Source organism: Enterobacter sp. RHBSTW-00593 (assembly GCF_013784105.1).
Lineage (GTDB): Bacteria > Pseudomonadota > Gammaproteobacteria > Enterobacterales > Enterobacteriaceae > Enterobacter > Enterobacter ludwigii.
On record NZ_CP056393.1, the window covers coordinates 2,480,661 to 2,499,003 of the forward strand.

Here is an 18,343-nt window from a genome sequence, read left to right on the forward strand (position 1 = left end):
ATCAGCTCCTGATCAAAGACGTTCCCGGGAAACCACCAAACGAGAGTTCGTTATTTTCGCCGAAGCGGAGTTTGCACGCCGTCAGCGTGCCGTTGCATTCATCCATCGACGGATCGCTTACCGGGGTGTTGTTTTTGTCGAAATAGCGGGTACCGGCATAGTCGCAGCCGTCACCGGTGCGATATTTATTCCGGATACACCAGGTACACAGAGAATGGAGTTGACGTGTAGGGATCATCTTTCCCTGTAACGACATCGGGCTATCGAGTACGAATTCGATACTCTCGCCAGGAATTTCGCTGCCTTTGCTATCAATGTAAAAAACTCGTTTTCTGACCTGTTGCGGATCTGCTGTTGCGTTACCTGCAGGGAAGTTCTTCGCATCGAGATAGTGCGAATAGGTGTCATGGATAGTGACTTTCGCCTGTAGCATATCGTCATAGGCAAGGCACAGCGCTGTAATCTTGCTTTCGATATCTGCAACCGTCAGCGTTGGCTGGGCGCTGTTGCCTTCTGTGGATGCTTCAAGCCCTTCAATTTGATACGGCCAGGCGGCATATTCTTCCCCCTGCCACCAGATGCTTTTCGCCTCCAGCTTTGATTCATCACCACCAGCGGCGGCGATTTCTTCTTCCGTGTGCGGGAGGTTGTACGCGTGAAATCGCAGTACATCATCCACGCCGAACGTAGAGCCATCAACTTCGATAAGCCGGACTTTATTGCCGGGCTCAAGGCTTTGATAGTCTTCTGTGATCATGGTGCGTACGCCTGTTTGAATGTTGCGGAAATGGTCAGAACGTTGCTGGATAAGGGCTGTGACTTGATTGAATCGGCCTCAATCCGGTAGAGCCCAGTTTCGCCAACTGGCGATGTCCAGATGAATGATTTGGTGACGTGAGAACGAAAGAACTTCAGGGCCTGAAGCATGTCCGCCTTTTTCCCCGTGAGTGTGACAGGCCATGACTGTTTTTCAGGGTTAATGCCTTCCCCGGCGATCTGCTCATAGCCGTCGCCAAAGGTTGCAGAGCGCGTTTTAAGGCTGAACGACCCTTCCATTCCCGCCTGTATCTGTGTTCGCCAGGTGAATGTTTCGATTGCCATGCTTTCTCCGGGCATAAAAAAACCCGCCAATTGGCGGGTTATATTTGCTGTAACAACAGTCTGAAAAATAAGACATGTTAGCACTGCATACTCAATTAACTTTTTGATCTGAATTTCTTTTCAATTTCTATTGTTTTATTGAAATAGTTTGTAGCGTTAATAATAAATCGCTGACAGTCATTACCAACCATATGTCTATGACACATGAACTCTGGTTTTATAGTAGATGAACCATCACCATTTTTAACAATTGAAACTCTCCCCCCTAACTGTCTGGTGTCAATCGGAGGATAAGTTGTGATGAATGCGTTATTCGCATTCTCTACTTTCATTTTTGTCGCGTATTCTAAGTGCTGAGGGACTTTAGACCATAAAAAACTACACTCAGCCTCAGATGAACACGTTGCGTCTTTTACATCCAAAGTTGGCATTGGGCGGTTATCCGCACATCCTGACAAAATAATTAAACCTGCACCCAAAATGAGTTTTTTCATATCCCTTTCTCCCATTAGTAAAAGTCCGGACTAATCCTAACAGGCTTACTTCAACGGCAAAACCCGTTGTGGCAGGTTATCGTGACTTTGTTGCATTCCAGATTAAACCACCGGGCTGAAGCTGTTTAGCAATCCCGGCACGAACAGACTGATCGATGGTCTGCTTGTAAGCACGAGAAACAGCATCGTTATTTCCAGAAGTCTGCTGCTGAGAATTTTGGGTTTGAACAACTACGGAAGTTTGAATACTTACCCCACCGGCCGATGATGACTGAAGCCCATACATCGGAGCGTGGCCAACATAACCGCCATTTGCATAACCCTGTGCGCTTCGCATAAGTGAATAGAGGTTTCCAACCCCCAGCGCGCTGGTGGCCTCCTTGGTAAAGACGAATTCACCACCATGAACAACACCTTTAGGCTGATATTTTCCTCCATCTCCGGTATAGCCAACCGCGCCGCCCTTGGCAAACTCAGGAATGTAACCACCTGACCAAGCCTGTATTCCGAAGAAATTACCTATAGCCGTTCCACCAAAGGCAGACTTCATCCCGTTAACCAGCGCCAGCTGTGTCAGCATCTGAGCGATCCCTTTAAGAAAGGTCGTCAGGAAGTCAGAGAAGTTATCTTTTCCAGTAGTAAAGAAGTCAGTAAGAGTGCTGGCCATCCCGGTGAACGCATTGCTGGTAATCGTCTGCACCTGCGAGTAAACATTGGTCGCGCTGTCCTCAAATTCAGCCCAGCCCTTTTTCGCGCCGGTCAGCCAGTCGCCACGCAACCTGTCCTCTGCATCATAGTAATCATTCGCCGCTTTAAGCTGCTTCTGGTATCCCTCATCATCAAGCGAACCTCCAGCATTCTTCCAGCCAGCGGCAAGCTGACTTTTCGCGAGTTCACGTTGTGCCTGACGGTCACTCATCCCGGCACCGTTCACTAATGCAGCCTGCTTCTCTGCCATCTGAGTGACGTATTTCTGCGAGGTATCCATTCGCTTGTTCAGCTGTTCCTGTGCGGTAATCTGATCACCTAACAAGGCTTTCTGCCGTGCCAACTGAAGCACCTGGTCTTTACTCGCCAGCAGTGATTGTTCCTGCTTTGTCAGTGAACGTGAGCGCGATGCCTCCTCCAGCACCTGAAATTTCGCTTCAGTCGTCCACAGATCTTTCCGCTGCTGGCTGATAGTGTCGTTCAGCCCTTTATGCTGCTGCAGCGCGCGTAACTGTGCCTGAAGCGCCAGTAATTCTGCCTGGGCAGCATCCGTGCTGCGATCGCCAGCCGATAAAGTGCCCTGCTTTCCGGTTTTGGTCTTTTTGCCAAAAGCAGCGACTCCTTCCCGATCCTTCTGGGTGGTTGCGGTACTTATCTTTCTGGTCGTATCGAGGTATTTACCTGCACTGATATCAGCCGCATCCCAGTCTTTTTTCAGCTGAGAGACGCTGTCACCATAAGCGCCGGCCATTTGTTCGTTGTAGTCCTGCCATCCCTGCAAAGTATCTGTTTTCGCCCAGTCGGGAACGAGGTTAATCGCGGCAGCGATAGAGGAAGAAATGATCTGGTTCAGCTTCTGGAAAACGATCGCAACGCTGTAATAAATTGCGTTGAATTCCTTCAGTGTGTTTGATGCCAGTTCAGCTACCCACTGACCGATACTCTGCATGGCCTCAGACGCCCAGCCCTTGATATCCAGCCACAGGCGGCCAAACGGCGTCAGCGAGTCGTAAGCCTGTTCTCCACGTTTTGCCATCGTATCGCCAAACAGGTCCATAGCCTGCGTAACGGCCCCGGTCTGGTCCTTTTGCTTAACCAGATCGTCAACATGCTTAAGTTGTGAAACTGTCAGGAAATTATATTGTTCGTTGAGACTCTGCAGCGCTTTAACAGGGTCTTTTTCGATGTCCTTATAGGCTTTGGTGATGTCCTGCGCCGAGACTATACCGGTCTGAACCGCCAGCGCCGTGGAGCCCGCTGCTTTTTCAAGTTGCTGCTGTGTCAGCGATCCCATGCCAACCAGCTCAGTCATCAAACTCTGAACGGTTCCTACAGTCGCGCCAGTAGAGGCAGCTATAGACTGGGAGGAAGCCATGATCTGAAGCGCTGACGTGCCGGCAATATTGCCAGTCCTGATAATGGCCTTGTTGATTTCGTCGTAGGCGGTGAAGTAGTCCGATCCCGCTTTGGCCGCAATCAGTACAGCGCCAGCCAGGCCACCAATGGCCACTCGGGCAGGAGTCACCATCGACAACATCGCTTTCAGAGCATTGCCTACACCGCCAAACGAATCGCGCAGCTGGCCGCCCTGCTGAATAGCAACCATATAAACCGGCATACCTGAAGCCAGTGAAGTCACAATGTCGGTCATTTGCATCGGGAGATAACGCATAGCATTGCGATATTGGCCCGCGCTGATAGCCCCAGACTTCCATGCTTCTTCCTGCTCCTTCAACCGGGCGATCATAGGCGCGGCGCGTTCTGACACACCTAGTTGAGCAGCCTTCAGTTCAAGCAACTCTGCGCGGGTTTTACCGATTGCAGAAACCTGCTCTTCCAGGGAGTCTATAAACGTTTTACTCGCCGCAGCTGCACGTTGCGCCGCCTGAGCCTGTTCAATCCGGACCCGCCCTTCAGCTGTCTCAGCTTCCATGACCTGTGCCAGTTTTGTGCGTGTCGTTTCAAGCACACTGTTATAGCGTGTGAAATCTTCGTCACCCACCAGACCTTTACTGCGGAATTTAGCCAGGCTCTCCTGAATTGTGTCCAGCTCATCCAGTGCCTTGTTGACCGGGCTGATTTTATTCAGCAGGTTCTGAAGTTCCTGGCGCTGCTGCTTAAGGCTTTCGCTGTTCTTCTTCTGGTTATCGATGCCGGTACGGAACGTACTGTTCAGGTCATCCGCTTTACCGGCCGCGGCGGTCGCAGTTTCTTGAAAGCGATCCAGTGCCTGGTTACCACGTTCCAGCTCACTGGTATTTACACGCAGGGAAATCGTGGCGATATCGGACATAACCATCTCCGTGCATAGCTAATAAACGAATGATGCATTGAATTTGAAAAGGAATTAACTAATTATTGAAGCCCCAGCAGCCCCAAAATTAGGAGTAAAAGTGATTAAAAAAACTCTAGCCTTGTGTGCACTTGTACCTTCTGTATCTTTAGCTTCAGTAAATCTGGAGTCAAATATGCGCGAAGCAATGGCATCTGCAGATTGTTTGGCATATCTGACCATAATTTATGAGAACACGCATAAAGCTGATGGGCCTGCAACCAAAAAGCATGCGGAACGCTATGTTTTATCAATGAAGAAAGTACTTTCTGACCCTGAGGGGAAAAAACACCTCAAGGAAGGATTATATTCACGCTCAGGTATAGATTTTGATAATGACTTCTACGCTGGAGTTATTTTCTCGGGTACTGTTTCAGATATAAGGCAGTCAATTAAAGACTCCGTCCCTTTGGATAAGTCTTCCTCCCTTCCTTACCAAGCACTCAAGGAAAAATGGTCAGAAGAAGCGAAGCAACGATACAACAACGCTAATTGTGACTTGCTCAAATGATTCTAGATTGAGCGAGCGATAGGTTCTCCTAAATTGACAAATACCCTACTCTGATTGTTTATGGATAACGCACAAAGCTGCGCTCTCCATGATTCGGATGTCCGAAAGCGCGGTTGCCTCGTCCTTGACGTGGTGCAGGCGCATCACCCAGGGCAGCACGTTATAATCAAGCCCTGATGCGCCTCCCATGCCCGTGCGCCACTGCGTACTGACAGCCTGAAACACCAGGAATGAAGGCCATACATCTGGCCAGACGTCGATGTATTGATCGTCGTAGTCATCCGGCGTAAGCCCATAGGGTGCCAGGTCTGCCGCTGTGGGTTCAGGCGTATAGAATGCAGAGGCAACCGCTATCAGTTTTTTTCGCGCTGCCCCATCAGTTCGCGATAGTAAGTTTCAGGGATAGCCTTCATTGCAGCCGGATAGTTTTCCAGCAGCACCGACAGATTTTCCGCGTTGAATGCATCGGGGAGCGCCCAGCCAGAAATAATTTCCATCAGAAAATCAGTTGTAGTTTTGCCTTCCAGTTTTTCCAGATCTGCAAGCTCTTTAAGTGGCTTATGATTGAACGTGAAGGTCAGTACACCATCCTCATCGCCAGCGCGCGGGATCGAGACGTTGGCCTTGAAAGTTGGTTTGGGCTGAAGGGTGAATTTAGTCGCCATCGTTGCCTCTTAGCGTAAAAAAGCCTCCAAACAGGAGGCTCAGATTATTGTTATCCCCGGCTCACGCCGCGGCGTCGGTGATTTTGTAGAACGTCATCGCAGGCGACTGCAGATTGAGCACAACGGTAACCGTTTCAACTTCGTTCACCTGCGTTGCCGGCGTATCGTCGAAAGACGTTGTTGCCGCCCAGTATCGGTTCTCTTTCGCCTTTGGCACATACATGTAAGCCGCGACCGTCTCTTCGTCTTCGTCCAGTTGACGCAGCAGTGGGTATACCGGAAGCGTGGAGTCATGAGCGATCGAGTAGGTCTGGGAAACTGCTGATTTGTAGGTGTTCAGGTTGCGCTGTCTGTCATCGCTGAGGAACTGAATCTGCGTGGTGTTCTGATCACCACCAGCTTTTGATACTTCTGTGATTTGTGGCAGTTCGGTCCACTCAAGCACCTTGCGGATTGAGCCGGAAACGCCACCAGCAGCATATTTGTTTTTGTTAGTGGTATTGATATTGCGCAGAGTTACAGCGCTGTCTGCAATCGCTTCAATTTTCGCGATTACGTTATCAATACCCGACCAGTTGCAGTTCACATGAACGATATCGCCAGCCGCAAGTTCATCGGGGTCACTGACAGTGATCACCACATGCTCGGCATTCGTCGCGCCGGTGAACGTAATAGCCGGGCCGTAGCCCGACGCCAGATAAACGTGAGCGCCGTTAGGCAGAGCAAAGCCCATTATGGTTTCTCCTTCAGAAACAAGAAAACCGGCCTTAAGCCGGTCAGATGTGGAGCATCAGAGAGGGAATCAGCTGATAATGTCAGCCCTGTAATTCAGGCTGACAGGAACTGTGTAGGACACAGATGTAGGGACACCGCGGAATATGCCAGGTTGACTGCTAATCCAGCAGGTGAAGTCATTGCCTTCGATTCCCAGCCCTTCGGGGAACAACTCAGCAACTCTGCCCGCCAGAGCAACCGCGGAGGTACGCCCGGAACCGGCCGGCGCCACCACGTTAATCTGGTATACGCCAGAATAAGTCCGGCAGCGCAGACCGAGGTCTACCGTACGCGGCGTGGCGGGCATATCATGGACGGCAAGATAGAGCCCATCAGACGGCGGTGTGAAAGGCACGTTTTCCCAGGCAACCGGGATATCTTCAGCATCAGCCCACTCGCCGAGCTTTGCAACCAGCGCCGCCGCGATATCGGGAATCATTTAGTCACCTCCATTACTGCTTCCTCAAAGAATCGCTGAAAATCAGCTGCAGTTATGCGGACCATTCCTCCAGGAGCCTGTGTGGAATGCCCCATTTCCAGCGGATAGGCATAGGGCACGTTGTTGCAGAAAAAAATGGACTTCATCCCAACTTTGAAGAGTGACAGCGTGTAGTTCCCAGCCGCCTTTGTCAGATCACCTGTCTTATCAATCCGGCCAGTCTCGTCTGTCGTTGGTGCATCAAAGGACACCTGCCAGTTACCGCGAAAACGGCCTCCCGTATAGCCCGATGGCGCTTTGACATCCATCCCATCCACCAGCCGTGCCTTTTTCTTTAGCCGTCCAGTTTTGGTCAAGTTGTCGGGGTTCGCCCGTTGCGCCTCGTTGTGGTCGTACACAGCGCGATTATAGGAAACGGCTGTTTGGTTAACTTCCCACAACTCCGGGTTGCCCACTGGCGACATCATCACCAGTTGATTAAGGATCCGAATGCCGACTGCGCGTACGACTGCTTCCTGATTCGTTTTGGCATTGTCCACGAACGCGGTGATGGCAGCCGTGAACGCCTTATTATCGCCCATGTTATGCCCTCAACTGAGCTTTGTAGCAGAGCACCACAGCGCCAGGTTTCACCGGGTTAGGTTTAACTACACGGTGGCTTACGCCGTCCACGTCGATCAGATCGCCGATTTTCATTTCCTGCTCTGCCGTAAAAACGATCTGCACGTCACCGTTAATGATGACCGTTCCATCAATTTCACCTGGCGCGTATTCGGTCTTCACGCCCACAGCAGTAAAACGGACCGCTTCAGTTTTATGCTCAACGCCGCCGATAACCGTTACCGAACCTTTACGGGTGACGTTGTACGTCGCGCCGTACTGCCTGAGCATGCGGGTCGTTCTGGCCTGCATACGTTGGTAATCAATCGCCATATCAGGCCCTCTCTACAAATGCATTGATGGCGTAACCACGACCACCAGCGAGGTCGCCCAGCAGCGCCATAACGGCAGGATAGGACGGTGTGAAGACTTCACCATCTGCGACCGCATAGGTCATGGTTACAGCACCTTCCACACGTTCAGTTTTCACAGCGGCTTCACGAACGCTTGAAAGCAGATCGCCCTCAATCGCCTCGATAGCCAGCATGCATTGTGCGGTAATAAGCTGCCGCGGCACCTGGTCAGGCGGGAAATCGTGTCCATCCAGAATGACGTTCACACGTGGCCAGGCCAACGGCTGTCGAGGGTCGGCTTTGGAACCTACCCAATCAAGCCCTTCCAGATAGTCCATCGCCTTAGTCAATAACGGCGCGAGCTTTTCAGGCAACTCAATCGCTCTCAGTTCGGCAAACGATCTCAGATCGTCTTCGCTGGCGTAACTGTTAACGTCAGCGGCGGTGATATCGGTATTAATCATCTGAGCATCCGTAGAATGGGGCTTACGCCCCATCGGTTAGCCAGCGGCGGGCGCGGTGAAGGTGATTTCCTCACTGGATTTAGCAATACCATCAACAGTACCGGTGACCGTAAAGGTTCCGGCCGTATCAGAGGTGAGTTTGACCGTCGCCCCGCCTGCAGAACCGGTCTGAGAACTGGCCGTGCTCAGCGTGCCGCCTGTGGATGTCCATGCGACGGTTTTACCGGATACACCGGAGCCATTCAGTGTGTACTTCAGAGAAACAGTTACCGCATCGGTGCTGTCAGCGGTTGCGGAGGTTTTATCCGCTGACAGCGTTACTCCCCCGCCGCGGATCCCAGCTTAATCAGCACGCCAGCCGTAGATTTGTTGCTGGTGAAGTGCTTCTTCCAGTTACCTGCAGTGCCGATTTTGGTCAGGTCTGGGTTATCGCCTTTGGAGGTATTCCAGCTGTAACCCAGCAGGTCGACATTCACCACGCCTTCAGCGCGATAGCCAACCGCAAGGTTTTCCTGATCGTTGATATCGTAGGAACGGAAGCCCGGCGCCTGAGATTCGGTGACGGTAACCGCTCCGGCCACCAGCCCAAGGATCGCATCAGCGTCCATAGTGTCGGTAACCAGTACAGGTTTACCCAGCGTGCCCGGCTGCCCGCCGTAAACCACAACGCCTGCTTCTTCGTAGATTTTGTTGGCAATCGCCTCATCCACGATGTCGAAGTAAGTGGCGGAGTGCATAACGAAGAGCACCACACGGTTGAACTTATCGCCGTATTTACGCAGGCCGCGCGTCAGGGTCTTCTTACCGTCTGTTTCGATATCGGCGGTGACTACCATATCCGCGTTGGCGCCAATAGCTGCCGTCAGCGCCTTCAGGCCGTATTTCACGTAGCCTTCTAGCGTCGCGTCAGCCACATCAGTGCCGATTACTTCGGAAAACTCGTCAACCGAGCGGCCGCGGCGTTTGAACGCTTCTTCAGTAGTTTCGTATGGACCGTATTTCCACGGCGCTTTGACGGATACGGCTTCACCGGCACCAATCTTCTTACCCGTCACTTTTTCGGTGGAGTTAACGTCACGCGATTCGATAGAGCCGCCAACCTTGTAGAAGGCACGCTTGCGGAAATCGCCTTCAATCAGCTCGTTATCCAGCAGGATCGCGCCGTTGGAGGACGCGTTGAAAATAGCCAGGTTGTCCTGGCGGCGCTCGAGGAAAGCGGTCTGCGCCAGGTCGTCATAAATAATCAGGTCACTATTAACAGTGGTAGGCATGGGTTAATCCCTTATTTCGGAAGTTTGAGGAAGGCCTGCTGGCCATGCTTGCGGATGTAGTCCGCTTTGTCGCTGGCGCTCATTTCGGAACGTTTCAGGCTGCCACCGCCGTTTGGTTTGTGTCCGCCCGCGCCGGTGCCTTCTGCGCGTGGGAACAGATGCGGAGCCGTCTCCTTTAGAGACTCCGCCCACTCAAGTGGGCTTAGTGGAGTTTTGCCGTCTTTACCGAACAGAACATCGCCATTTGCATCAACTGCTACGGCCTCGCCTTCGTCGTTGAGCTGGAATGTGCCTTTGGCACGCAGAATCAGATCGTCGGATGCTTCCGGCAGCGCGCCAGCTTTTGACGCTGCTGCACGGATTGCATCGCCCAGAACTCGATCCCGGAATTTGTTGGAGAACGCTTCGGCTTTGTCCGCGCGCTCGTTTGCGGCTTTTATCTGCTTATCGACGTCAGCACGCAGACGTTCGGTGCGCTTATCAAGCACCTCATCGATTTTCCCGGCGGCAATCAGCTTTGCCTCTTCGTCGTCGGAGAAACGCTGGAGGATTCCGCGTACAGCATCAGGATCGATACCATCGAAGCGTGACAGGGTTTCTTTTTGCTGCTTAATGGTTCCCAGCAGCTCAGAGTTTTTGGATTTCAGGCCAGTGACTTCGTTAGTCACGCGCTCATCAATCAGCTTCTGGATTTCTGGGGTGATTTCGATACCACCGCCACCGCTGCCCTCACCGCCGCTTTCAGGTGCGTAAAATTTCAGAAGCATGTTTCGAATTAACATAATTTCCCCTCGGGATTTTGTCGGGCCTCGCCCATAAAAAAGCCCCGGCGGATGCCAGGGCGTGTAGAAAGGATTGGTTGTCAGGTTTCGGTGCCAGAAAGCTGTTTGAGACGTTCCAGGCTGATCCACTCGCCTTTGTCAGTGAACATATCAGCCAGGTCGATTTCTCCGGCACGGAACAGACGACCTCGCTCGGCACCCAGGACCTGATCCTGTCGTTGCGCCGATTGACGCCTCAGCCATTCCATATACGTAGTTTTCGCCGGGACCTGCCCGTCCATACTGGCGCGGGTACCCTCGTCCATTTCATCGATATCGATGCCGAGTTCACGCCAGGACTTGAGTATCAGGGTTTCGGTAGAACGGCAGCAGAAATGAATCTTTCCGGGTCCCTGTAGGTAAGGCACCTTATGCCCGACCGGTTTGTTATCCAGGGTGTAACGCAGCAGGTCACGAACAATGCAGTCATGACTTGTTTTATTGTCCAGTGTTGATAGCCACTGTTTACCTTTCACGATATCGCTGTTGGCGCTGGTGATGCTGTTGCGTGCAGTTGCAGCCAGATGATTAACGGCTGTTTTAGCGATGCTTGCGGCGTTTGCCCTGCTCATCTGCAGCGCGCCGTCGCGGTAGTCTTTGTTGGCGTGGCCACGAACATTGCGGGCAATAGATTCCACCGTGTCGCCGGCAAGATACCCCCTGCGGACGGCATTCACGATCCGCGCCAGCCTGTCCGATTCCAGATTATCCGTCCACTCACTCAGCAACCGCCCCTGAAAGGGCTGCGCCATCGCCGCGGCATACACCATATCGGCGGTGATGCCCTGCAGCGGATAGTGAGACAGGACCTGTGATGGCAGAAGGGAATCGAACAGGCTCAGCTGATAACTGGCTTCGTTCTTTGCCAGCGCCACCAACTCACTCTCGAGCCCTGCCTGCATGGTGGCTACGGCCTGATGGTTAAGATCGCGCACGCTGCCCAGTAAACCCTGCAGACGATTAACGGTGAAGCTCTCCGGAGGCAATCTGTCCAGCGCATCCAGCAGGCGTGCCGACAGTTCTGCGTCCGTCTCATTGAGCAGCTTCACCATCCGGTTTGCCACGCCAGTGGCGTAGCGGCTTAACCATACAGAATGCGCTATCGATTCATCGCGAAGGCTTTCGTTAACAGTTGGCATCTCAGCCTCCCGTCATCGTTGGTGCCTGATTGCGGAGTGCATCAATAACCTCGTCCGGGCTGTCGGCCGGGTCGATAAGGTCAAGCTTCTGCAGAGCGCGAATCATATCGCTATCGCGCAGCGCACCGGACTGCCAGGCGTTGACGATTGCCGTCACCATGCCCGACTCGGCAACTTTCGCTATGAATTCCTGATTGATGGTATAGCTCGTCGATTCTCCCTTGATACCGAGGTATTTCGCACACCATCCCAGCGCCAGCGTATAGGCCTCAGAAACGTTCGAAACGCAGATACCGAGCACCGATGTGGAAGATGTTTGCTCACCACTCGCCTGCGTCGCCGTCTTCGCCGTAGCGTTCTGCTCAATCAGTCGGGCGCCCAACTGCACCATGTAATCGCGCTTACTGTCCATGGCCTCTTTAGCCAGCATGTTCGGCTGCGCCTGGGCATAGCCAAACGAGCCCTCCTTGGGAAGCAAAAGCGGTGATCGGGAACCAATTTTCACGCCCTTCTTCTCGAGGTGATCGCGCCAGCCGGTATCGAGCCCAGTCATGTACGGCTGCACCTGGCCACAGAACCACACGCTGTCCTCATAATCAGCGCTGTTTCGGTAATGTCCGTGGTTTATCTCCACCAGCGCAGCCAGCGGAGAATCATCGATAGTGGGATCGTTATTCTGAGCACCGACAAAGGTGAACGGGATTTCGTCCCAGTAGTCCTTTCCTTTCGGCATAGGGTGGTACTCACTGTCAACGGCGTAAGTTCCGCTCGCGGTGCCACCAGCCCGGCGCCAAACGCGGCATATGAACCTCCCTTCTTCCAGCGCCAGCTCGCGGTACTGGATTTCATCCTTGTAAGCGTAACCATCCGGCTCTTCTACACATTCGCGCAGGACCACCAGCACCAGCTGATCGCGTCCGTTAATACGCTTTGTTCTCCAGTTGATGATGTTTTCTGCCGGATAACGGAGGATGATCGCCTCATCGGAGGCTTCTGCGTAATCGACATAAAGCCCCTCTCGCGCAACTTCCAGCACGTTCTCGGCCACCAACTGCGACTGCTGATAGATGCTGGTGCCGGCCCCGTCAGCATTGTCCAGCAGGTATTTCAGCTTTTCAGGACCGTTAAACGTGGGGTCCTTGCGATAAGCCATCCCAAGCATGCCGATCTTCGTATTGCCGGCAATCGCATAGAACACCGCGCGGCTCAGATAGTCCTCATTACGCTTACGATTACGCGTGGATTTATCGGTTGGGTCGAGATAAGGCAGATACTTATTACCCGCCGCTTTTACGGCCTCAGCTCCTTTGCAGAAGTCCCTGTATTTCCTCCAGGCAGCAGAAGCCGCCCGGTGTTCTGGTCGAACCCAGGTGATATCGTCGTTTGCCATATCAGAAAGTAGTGTCCATGGTGATTGAGTATGCTGGTTTCACAATCGGGTAATCCTTTACGATGAAGTACCCGCCAGCATCATTGGGGTGATCGTTATCTGCTGATTTGTCCGGTTCGCCATTAGCCGCCCAGATTTGCTGCTCGAGGCTCTCGGTGTAAACCGGGCAATTCTGCACGTTAACCAGATAGCGGCGTTCTCCGTTGGCGTTGCAGAACATGGCGTTCATCGAGTTGATGCGGTCCTTAACCGGAGGGTTGGCATCATCAACAATAACGCTGAACCCGGCATCATTAAGCTGGGCAATATCGGTCTTGCTGGCGTTCTGGGACTTGCGGGAGTCGCCAGAGGCATCCGGATAGATGTAAATCTCCCGGCTTTTAACGTATCGGCCATCCTCGTAGCGCCAGAACTCTTCCTGGATACGCTTAATCATCGCTGGCGTGTCGTAGACCTTCACCAGCTCACGGACCGCGCGCGGCAGGCCATTACGCTTAACGTGAACAATCGCGGCCATTTTCCCCACGTTAAAGTCCATGCCAATAAATAGCGGATCCCCATCCTGAATCTCATCAGAACAGTTATTCAGCTTGCGGTTAAAGGTGTGGTAAATGGTCCCGCTGTTGAGGTTGGTGAACTTCCCGCGCAGATAGGCCTGAATCAGTTCGTCAGGGTAAGAACTCAGCAGCGACGGGATGTAGTCAGGCGGCAGGTTCTTCGCGTTATCGAATGTGCTGGCCTGAATCAGTCCATACAAGGCCGCAAGCTCTGGCTTTTCACGTACAGCCTTCACAAACTGCTGGTAGACGAACTTGAACCCTTCCGGCGTCGTCGTGACATCGATGCCGTTACGCAGTCCATCGACCTTATAACGCATACGCGCGATGATTTTTCGCCAGGCCTGCTGCGCTTTGGCCGCCGCCATGACATCCAGCTCATCCACCATCGCGTTACCGATTTTGAAGCCGACTATCGAGCCGGGTTTCTCCATCGAACGGCAGATTGTCGTCCCGCGATAACGCCGCCCCTCGTAGAAGTGAACCTCTTTATTCCCCTCGTTGATTTTGACGGTTAGCCCCCAGTCGAAGGCTACTTCTTCAATCGTCGGGTAGAAGATGTCGCGGATTTGTGGGTACGTCGGCGCGAAATAGCCCTGGTTAATCTTCGGATGCTCCCACATCCCCTTACAGATGCCGCCACAGCCCACCCACGTCTTACCGGAACCGAATCCGGCAACGTAGGCTTTGAACTTGTGCTGCATCGCGAGGAAGCGCGCCTGCGGGATATTAAGTGTCGGGCTGATCCCCATCGTCCGCCCTCGCGTCCACTACGTTGATATTGATCTGCACTGGAGTTGGTTCGTCGTCGTCACCATCGCCGGCCAGATCTTTGCGGAGTTTTTCCACTTCAAGTTTGCGGCGCTCGATTTCAATTTGCTGCAGCTTCTGCGCGAACTCGCTATCAGCCAGGCCAAGCCGTTTCATTACCGCTTCGAACATACGCTCACGGCTGATGGCTGTGATTTCAATGCCGTTCTTGCCGACCTTCACGCCTGAATAGGCTAGCCGAGTAGCAGCCGGGAGTTTGCGTGTGTCTGGGAAGTAAGGCTGACCAATACCATCGCCATTGCAACGTGGGCATTCAGGGTTAGGCTCTCTGTTGTGGTCGTAACCGTAACCACCGGAATCTTCAGGTTCACGTCTGTCACGCTCAACAGCCTCGAGTCTTTTCTCTTCAAACTCGACAGCATCACGCCACTGGTAGTGATGCCCGAAGCCCCAGCAGTAACGACACGCGCCGCGACGATACTGTGAAAGCTGGTTTGCATCGAAAGTGGCGAGCTGCCACATCTGCGCGAGGACTTCATCGGCACTGCCAAGCGTGCGCGCAATAGATGCCTTCTGCTGCTGCGCAATGGCCTGGGCAACGTTAGGATTCGTTATGAGCTGGCGACCATAGTTTGGGTCACTATAACCAGCACGTGCAGCGGCAGCGGTGGCGTTGTTGTCCTTCAGGTACTCCGCGACAAATAAGCGCTGCTGAGCGGTAAGTCCATCATCATCCACCAGCTCATTTGCGCTTTTATCTTTCTGCGCAGTGCGCATTTTTTTCTGCGCAGGCTTTTGCGCAGTTTGCGCAGTTTGCGCAGAAGGTTTTTTGATATATCGACGTGCGGTAGCGTAGTTCAGTCCCTGCGCTTCACACCATTCCTTTGGTGATACGCCGGTTGCGGCATGTTCGGACAGGAACCGTTGCTGAAGCTCGCCCCAGTCCGGTTTTGCCATTTTGATTCCTACATTTACTTGTTATGCTGATGGAAAATTGTGGAGGTTAATTATGATGGATGCATTGCTTTCTACCATCGTCAGGATGGCGACGTTGAGCGTTCTTGGACTCGAAGAACCGGCACTAAAAAATCCGGATATTAAAGCAACCTATGGTGCTTTGGATGGAGACGAGATAACCACTGAGTCTCTTCATGCTTATGCAAAGATTGAGCAAGAATTAGCTATCGCCAGAAGGACCCTGATTTCTGAAACTGTAGAAATCAAAGAATATTACGGAAACTCCATAAAGGGCGGAATAGGTGCAAAAGTTAGTGCCGCTGATTTTGGCTTGGATGCCAGTGCCGAAAAAGGAAAAGTAACAAAACGCGTGATTAAATTCACTGGATTCAATGCTCAAACCGAGTCCATGTTAAATGCAATCGAAGCGTCATTGCTTTCAAAGTTGAAAGCAGAGCTATCTGCAAAGCAGATGGATAAAGTTTCGCCAAAGAGCAACACCGATACTGAGTGATTATTACGCCATCGCCTGCCCGTGGCGCAGGGGATGGCAATAAAAAACCGCCCTAGAGCGGTTTGGTGATTCCAGTAACCGATATTCTTCAAATTATCTTTACTTGGCATCCATAAAGGATTGGATAGCTGTAGCCAAGTTTGCAATTTCCTTAGCGGCATTTTTCAAGTCGCACTCGACCTTGTCGCCACGTGGTAAAGCTGTCGAAGCTGCTGCTGATGCTTTTGCAATCTCCAAAGCGGCATTCATGGCGAGAATGCGCTTATGATATTCATCAGATACTCGACCATCGGTTGAGTTGTAATAACCTTGAAGCATAAAACCTCCTTTAAAATAGAGGCTTAATATTATCGACTACGAATCGGCGAAACAGAGATTTAGTTCTTATTTTCTAATGAATTTGACCTTTCGCCTACCACGCTTTTATAAAAGCTTATTGGCGCTCTTTTTCAATCTGCCGTATGCCAGCCAGGTTATTGTTGCCCTTCTCAATCACGGCCAGCAGCGGCTTAATCCAGAGCACAGCCTGGCAGTACGTTATTGAGCCGGCGGCAGCGGTACTATCATCGGCTGCGTCAGGTCCGTCGGTATCGGCGTGCATTGTGCCGGCACGTAAACGGTGCGCGTATTCGAGCAGCCCGCCAGCGACATCAGCAGGAACAGGCAGATCACAGGTTTTTTCACGGCGGAGAATCTCCCGGTATTCGATTACGGTTTCTTCGGTGCTGGTGTCGATCAGGGAGTTAAGCTTATTGGCATGTTCTGCAACCTGATTGAACCGATTGAAGTTGAATGCTTGGGTGGCGATTATCTGCTCCTGCAGAGCATTGTCACTGCGCAGAACCTTGATATCACTCTGTAGGCCGCTGGCGTCTGAGCAACTTTTAACGAGTGCGACTGACAGACCAGCAATAACAACTATCACGATTGTGAAAATATTAAATTTCACTGGTCTATCCCCCAGCACGCCAACGCACTTTCCTGATCTCGCCGTTCTACCTGACCGTAGCAGCCGTTCTTCTGGCCTTTAGTCAGGCGGCAGTCGCGGCCACCGTCTCTAATCCACCAGCGAATTGCCTCGCATGCCCCGTGGCGGTCACCGTCATTGATGCGCTTATAGAACGTGGACGGGAAGCACTTATCCGGCCCGATGTTGTACGGGCAGAACGAAGCAATACCCGCTTTCTGCGGTTCGGTCAGAGGCACCTTAATATTGCGATCAACCCACGCAAGCGCCTTATCCCGTTCGATGGCGTTTACCTGGTCGCATTTCGCCTGTGTCAGCTTCATGCCTTGCACCACCGATTTACCATCAACCATCGTGGCGCCGCGGCAAATCGTCCAGATACCTCCGCCATCTTTGTATGCAGTGAGCCTGTTCCCTTCTTTCTCATTCAGGAACTGATCGAGGATGCTCGGTGCGGATGCCCCAGCAAGCACCAACCCCAGAACTGCCGCGCTCAACTTTGCCCGGTTCCCCATCACTCACTTTCCTTTTGTAATGCCTCAACGACCACGCTTGCAGCAGCAGGACGCTCGTTAAGGGGTCTATCACCAACGCCTTGAAGGTAGTCATTGACCATTTTTGTTCGCTTCTCGTCCTCTCTACGCCTGCGGTTTGCATCCACCCGCCCGTTAATGTAGGAGACAAGCGATATAAGCAGACCAGCAGCGCCAAAGAATATGAACACCAGATCCTGAGTGGTAAATCCAATGGCTGACGCCAGAGCTGCTACCCATGCGAAGAACTGCGTGAAGATGTTCCCTGAATCATTCATTTTCATGGTCTCTCACCTCGCTAAGTGCGGGTGCTGTTGCTAGAAATAAAAAAAGGCCGCCAAACGGCAGCCTTAGGATGATTGAAACCTGCTGGAGCTTCCTTCTCATGAGGAGTGCAATAAATTAAATAATCCTTAAGTAGAGCTATTTAACTCTTTAAAATAATTAACTATTCACATAGTTTTTAAATGTTATCATTTGCGTTAATTTAAAAACTTATTTTCTTAGGGATACAAGACTTATAAGCGGGCATGCACTGGCATTATTAATGCGGAGAGGATTGATGTCGTTCTCCGCACTTTTTTAAACTCGAAGCGATTACTATCCCGCAGAAATTTAAAAACCTCGCACTGCGTCGAGGTTGCTACTTAACTTAATTGTCCGTTACAGCTTTGGCTCTTCAATACGTCCACTTATCACTTCGACCTCTCCATTGTTGGCGAGATCATCTCCACGAGTCACATACCATGCTCCGTAGATAGTTTCACCCGACTCTAAATCGTCGATTTTTTCGTGCACGTAGTAAGCGATCTGCCTGCTGCCATTGTACTGAATCCAGTAATAGCCTTCTCTCATCATTACCCCCCTCCTTTTCGATATAGAAAGTATAAGAGGCAATGAATAGTGATGGTTTTAGAAATTCTAAAATCGCTATGAAGCAAAAAGCCCCACGGGGCTAACCGCAGGGCTTTAAACGAATGCA

25 protein-coding genes are annotated in these 18,343 nt (G+C 51.9%); 2 read left to right on the plus strand and 23 right to left on the minus strand.

Features of this window, described 5'->3' with window-relative positions; genetic code table 11:
* Nucleotide 1 precedes the first annotated feature (1 nt).
* From HV242_RS11680 to HV242_RS11695, 4 genes are all read right to left on the minus strand, one after another.
* A complete protein-coding gene (locus HV242_RS11680; RefSeq protein WP_181616696.1) occupies nucleotides 2-757 on the minus strand; it encodes a phage minor tail protein L in 756 nt (251 codons plus the stop codon).
* On the minus strand, nucleotides 754-1,101 hold the full coding sequence (locus HV242_RS11685) for a phage tail protein (RefSeq protein ID WP_181616697.1): 348 nt from the start codon (nucleotides 1,099-1,101) through the stop codon (nucleotides 754-756). The genes HV242_RS11680 and HV242_RS11685 overlap by 4 nt, the downstream gene beginning before the upstream one ends.
* A gap of 95 nt (nucleotides 1,102-1,196) precedes the next feature.
* The gene (locus HV242_RS11690; protein WP_181616698.1) at nucleotides 1,197-1,595 is read right to left on the minus strand and encodes a hypothetical protein; all 399 of its coding nucleotides are present in this window, start codon (nucleotides 1,593-1,595) and stop codon (nucleotides 1,197-1,199) included.
* Between the two features lie 76 nt (nucleotides 1,596-1,671).
* Entirely contained in the window at nucleotides 1,672-4,596 is a 2,925-nt protein-coding gene (locus tag HV242_RS11695) for a phage tail tape measure protein (RefSeq protein ID WP_181616699.1), read from the minus strand.
* A 100-nt stretch (nucleotides 4,597-4,696) separates the two neighbouring features.
* Between HV242_RS11695 and HV242_RS11700 the strand changes: the two genes are divergently transcribed.
* Nucleotides 4,697-5,146 (plus strand): hypothetical protein, encoded by a 450-nt coding sequence (locus HV242_RS11700; RefSeq protein ID WP_181616700.1) that lies wholly within the window; start codon nucleotides 4,697-4,699, stop codon nucleotides 5,144-5,146.
* Nucleotides 5,147-5,191: 45 nt separating this feature from the next.
* On the opposite strand, the gene HV242_RS11705 is transcribed toward HV242_RS11700, so the two are convergent.
* From HV242_RS11705 to HV242_RS11770, 14 genes are all read right to left on the minus strand, one after another.
* Complete coding sequence (locus tag HV242_RS11705) at nucleotides 5,192-5,503, minus strand: DUF1799 domain-containing protein (protein WP_181616928.1); 312 nt, start codon at nucleotides 5,501-5,503, stop codon at nucleotides 5,192-5,194.
* The gene (locus tag HV242_RS11710) at nucleotides 5,500-5,811 is read right to left on the minus strand and encodes a phage tail assembly chaperone (protein ID WP_181616701.1); all 312 of its coding nucleotides are present in this window, start codon (nucleotides 5,809-5,811) and stop codon (nucleotides 5,500-5,502) included. The genes HV242_RS11705 and HV242_RS11710 overlap by 4 nt, the downstream gene beginning before the upstream one ends.
* A 61-nt stretch (nucleotides 5,812-5,872) precedes the next feature.
* Nucleotides 5,873-6,544, minus strand: a complete 672-nt coding sequence (locus HV242_RS11715) for a phage tail protein (protein WP_181616702.1) — start codon at nucleotides 6,542-6,544, stop codon at nucleotides 5,873-5,875.
* Nucleotides 6,545-6,613: 69 nt separating this feature from the next.
* The gene (locus tag HV242_RS11720; RefSeq protein WP_181616703.1) at nucleotides 6,614-7,024 is read right to left on the minus strand and encodes a DUF4128 domain-containing protein; all 411 of its coding nucleotides are present in this window, start codon (nucleotides 7,022-7,024) and stop codon (nucleotides 6,614-6,616) included.
* On the minus strand, nucleotides 7,021-7,605 hold the full coding sequence (locus tag HV242_RS11725; RefSeq protein ID WP_181616704.1) for a hypothetical protein: 585 nt from the start codon (nucleotides 7,603-7,605) through the stop codon (nucleotides 7,021-7,023). The genes HV242_RS11720 and HV242_RS11725 overlap by 4 nt, the downstream gene beginning before the upstream one ends.
* 1 nt (nucleotide 7,606) lies before the next feature.
* Nucleotides 7,607-7,957 carry a hypothetical protein gene (locus HV242_RS11730; RefSeq protein ID WP_020882517.1) on the minus strand — a complete coding sequence of 117 codons (351 nt, stop codon included), beginning with the start codon at nucleotides 7,955-7,957 and terminating at the stop codon, nucleotides 7,607-7,609.
* Nucleotide 7,958: 1 nt separating this feature from the next.
* On the minus strand, nucleotides 7,959-8,441 hold the full coding sequence (locus HV242_RS11735; protein WP_020882516.1) for a DnaT-like ssDNA-binding protein: 483 nt from the start codon (nucleotides 8,439-8,441) through the stop codon (nucleotides 7,959-7,961).
* 36 nt (nucleotides 8,442-8,477) lie between these two features.
* A complete protein-coding gene (locus tag HV242_RS24475) occupies nucleotides 8,478-8,777 on the minus strand; it encodes an Ig-like domain-containing protein (protein ID WP_165569258.1) in 300 nt (99 codons plus the stop codon).
* Nucleotides 8,759-9,712 (minus strand): major capsid protein, encoded by a 954-nt coding sequence (locus tag HV242_RS11745; RefSeq protein WP_181616705.1) that lies wholly within the window; start codon nucleotides 9,710-9,712, stop codon nucleotides 8,759-8,761. The genes HV242_RS24475 and HV242_RS11745 overlap by 19 nt, the downstream gene beginning before the upstream one ends.
* A gap of 11 nt (nucleotides 9,713-9,723) precedes the next feature.
* A complete protein-coding gene (locus HV242_RS11750; RefSeq protein ID WP_063154280.1) occupies nucleotides 9,724-10,494 on the minus strand; it encodes a hypothetical protein in 771 nt (256 codons plus the stop codon).
* Nucleotides 10,495-10,574: 80 nt separating this feature from the next.
* Nucleotides 10,575-11,672, minus strand: coding sequence for a phage minor head protein (locus tag HV242_RS11755; protein ID WP_181616706.1), 1,098 nt, complete (start codon nucleotides 11,670-11,672; stop codon nucleotides 10,575-10,577).
* A gap of 1 nt (nucleotide 11,673) precedes the next feature.
* On the minus strand, nucleotides 11,674-13,062 hold the full coding sequence (locus HV242_RS11760) for a DUF4055 domain-containing protein (protein ID WP_181616707.1): 1,389 nt from the start codon (nucleotides 13,060-13,062) through the stop codon (nucleotides 11,674-11,676).
* Between the two features lies 1 nt (nucleotide 13,063).
* Nucleotides 13,064-14,371, minus strand: a complete 1,308-nt coding sequence (locus HV242_RS11765) for a terminase large subunit domain-containing protein (protein WP_181616708.1) — start codon at nucleotides 14,369-14,371, stop codon at nucleotides 13,064-13,066.
* On the minus strand, nucleotides 14,349-15,347 hold the full coding sequence (locus tag HV242_RS11770; RefSeq protein ID WP_181616709.1) for a terminase small subunit: 999 nt from the start codon (nucleotides 15,345-15,347) through the stop codon (nucleotides 14,349-14,351). The genes HV242_RS11765 and HV242_RS11770 overlap by 23 nt, the downstream gene beginning before the upstream one ends.
* A 52-nt stretch (nucleotides 15,348-15,399) precedes the next feature.
* On the opposite strand from HV242_RS11770, the gene HV242_RS11775 reads away from it, so the two are divergent.
* Nucleotides 15,400-15,861: a hypothetical protein gene (locus HV242_RS11775; RefSeq protein ID WP_249417839.1), complete on the plus strand. Its 462-nt coding sequence runs from the start codon at nucleotides 15,400-15,402 to the stop codon at nucleotides 15,859-15,861.
* Nucleotides 15,862-15,960: 99 nt separating this feature from the next.
* Here HV242_RS11775 and HV242_RS11780 read toward each other — a convergent pair whose 3' ends face one another.
* From HV242_RS11780 to HV242_RS11800, 5 genes are all read right to left on the minus strand, one after another.
* Nucleotides 15,961-16,179 carry a hypothetical protein gene (locus HV242_RS11780; protein WP_181616710.1) on the minus strand — a complete coding sequence of 73 codons (219 nt, stop codon included), beginning with the start codon at nucleotides 16,177-16,179 and terminating at the stop codon, nucleotides 15,961-15,963.
* A 115-nt stretch (nucleotides 16,180-16,294) separates the two neighbouring features.
* Nucleotides 16,295-16,810, minus strand: coding sequence for a hypothetical protein (locus tag HV242_RS11785; protein ID WP_181616711.1), 516 nt, complete (start codon nucleotides 16,808-16,810; stop codon nucleotides 16,295-16,297).
* On the minus strand, nucleotides 16,807-17,343 hold the full coding sequence (locus HV242_RS11790) for a lysozyme (RefSeq protein WP_086532586.1): 537 nt from the start codon (nucleotides 17,341-17,343) through the stop codon (nucleotides 16,807-16,809). The genes HV242_RS11785 and HV242_RS11790 overlap by 4 nt, the downstream gene beginning before the upstream one ends.
* A complete protein-coding gene (locus HV242_RS11795) occupies nucleotides 17,343-17,645 on the minus strand; it encodes a hypothetical protein (RefSeq protein ID WP_086532587.1) in 303 nt (100 codons plus the stop codon). Before HV242_RS11795 ends, HV242_RS11790 begins: the two co-directional genes overlap by 1 nt.
* A gap of 379 nt (nucleotides 17,646-18,024) precedes the next feature.
* Nucleotides 18,025-18,216, minus strand: a complete 192-nt coding sequence (locus tag HV242_RS11800) for a hypothetical protein (protein ID WP_149376682.1) — start codon at nucleotides 18,214-18,216, stop codon at nucleotides 18,025-18,027.
* Nucleotides 18,217-18,343: the final 127 nt, after the last annotated feature.

What these genes read in the sequence shown, in the direction of transcription:
- HV242_RS11680 (WP_181616696.1), bottom strand. Translation starts at nt 757, where the DNA reads ATGATCACAGAAGACTATCAAAGCCTTGAGCCCGGCAATAAAGTCCGG.
- HV242_RS11685 (WP_181616697.1), bottom strand. Translation starts at nt 1,101, where the DNA reads ATGGCAATCGAAACATTCACCTGGCGAACACAGATACAGGCGGGAATG.
- HV242_RS11690 (WP_181616698.1), bottom strand. Translation starts at nt 1,595, where the DNA reads ATGAAAAAACTCATTTTGGGTGCAGGTTTAATTATTTTGTCAGGATGT.
- HV242_RS11695 (WP_181616699.1), bottom strand. Translation starts at nt 4,596, where the DNA reads ATGTCCGATATCGCCACGATTTCCCTGCGTGTAAATACCAGTGAGCTG.
- HV242_RS11710 (WP_181616701.1), bottom strand. Translation starts at nt 5,811, where the DNA reads ATGGCGACTAAATTCACCCTTCAGCCCAAACCAACTTTCAAGGCCAAC.
- HV242_RS11715 (WP_181616702.1), bottom strand. Translation starts at nt 6,544, where the DNA reads ATGGGCTTTGCTCTGCCTAACGGCGCTCACGTTTATCTGGCGTCGGGC.
- HV242_RS11720 (WP_181616703.1), bottom strand. Translation starts at nt 7,024, where the DNA reads ATGATTCCCGATATCGCGGCGGCGCTGGTTGCAAAGCTCGGCGAGTGG.
- HV242_RS11725 (WP_181616704.1), bottom strand. Translation starts at nt 7,605, where the DNA reads ATGGGCGATAATAAGGCGTTCACGGCTGCCATCACCGCGTTCGTGGAC.
- HV242_RS11730 (WP_020882517.1), bottom strand. Translation starts at nt 7,957, where the DNA reads ATGGCGATTGATTACCAACGTATGCAGGCCAGAACGACCCGCATGCTC.
- HV242_RS11735 (WP_020882516.1), bottom strand. Translation starts at nt 8,441, where the DNA reads ATGATTAATACCGATATCACCGCCGCTGACGTTAACAGTTACGCCAGC.
- HV242_RS11745 (WP_181616705.1), bottom strand. Translation starts at nt 9,712, where the DNA reads ATGCCTACCACTGTTAATAGTGACCTGATTATTTATGACGACCTGGCG.
- HV242_RS11750 (WP_063154280.1), bottom strand. Translation starts at nt 10,494, where the DNA reads ATGTTAATTCGAAACATGCTTCTGAAATTTTACGCACCTGAAAGCGGC.
- HV242_RS11755 (WP_181616706.1), bottom strand. Translation starts at nt 11,672, where the DNA reads ATGCCAACTGTTAACGAAAGCCTTCGCGATGAATCGATAGCGCATTCT.
- HV242_RS11760 (WP_181616707.1), bottom strand. Translation starts at nt 13,062, where the DNA reads ATGGCAAACGACGATATCACCTGGGTTCGACCAGAACACCGGGCGGCT.
- HV242_RS11765 (WP_181616708.1), bottom strand. Translation starts at nt 14,371, where the DNA reads ATGGGGATCAGCCCGACACTTAATATCCCGCAGGCGCGCTTCCTCGCG.
- HV242_RS11770 (WP_181616709.1), bottom strand. Translation starts at nt 15,347, where the DNA reads ATGGCAAAACCGGACTGGGGCGAGCTTCAGCAACGGTTCCTGTCCGAA.
- HV242_RS11775 (WP_249417839.1), top strand. Translation starts at nt 15,400, where the DNA reads ATGATGGATGCATTGCTTTCTACCATCGTCAGGATGGCGACGTTGAGC.
- HV242_RS11780 (WP_181616710.1), bottom strand. Translation starts at nt 16,179, where the DNA reads ATGCTTCAAGGTTATTACAACTCAACCGATGGTCGAGTATCTGATGAA.
- HV242_RS11790 (WP_086532586.1), bottom strand. Translation starts at nt 17,343, where the DNA reads ATGGGGAACCGGGCAAAGTTGAGCGCGGCAGTTCTGGGGTTGGTGCTT.
- HV242_RS11795 (WP_086532587.1), bottom strand. Translation starts at nt 17,645, where the DNA reads ATGAAAATGAATGATTCAGGGAACATCTTCACGCAGTTCTTCGCATGG.
- HV242_RS11800 (WP_149376682.1), bottom strand. Translation starts at nt 18,216, where the DNA reads ATGAGAGAAGGCTATTACTGGATTCAGTACAATGGCAGCAGGCAGATC.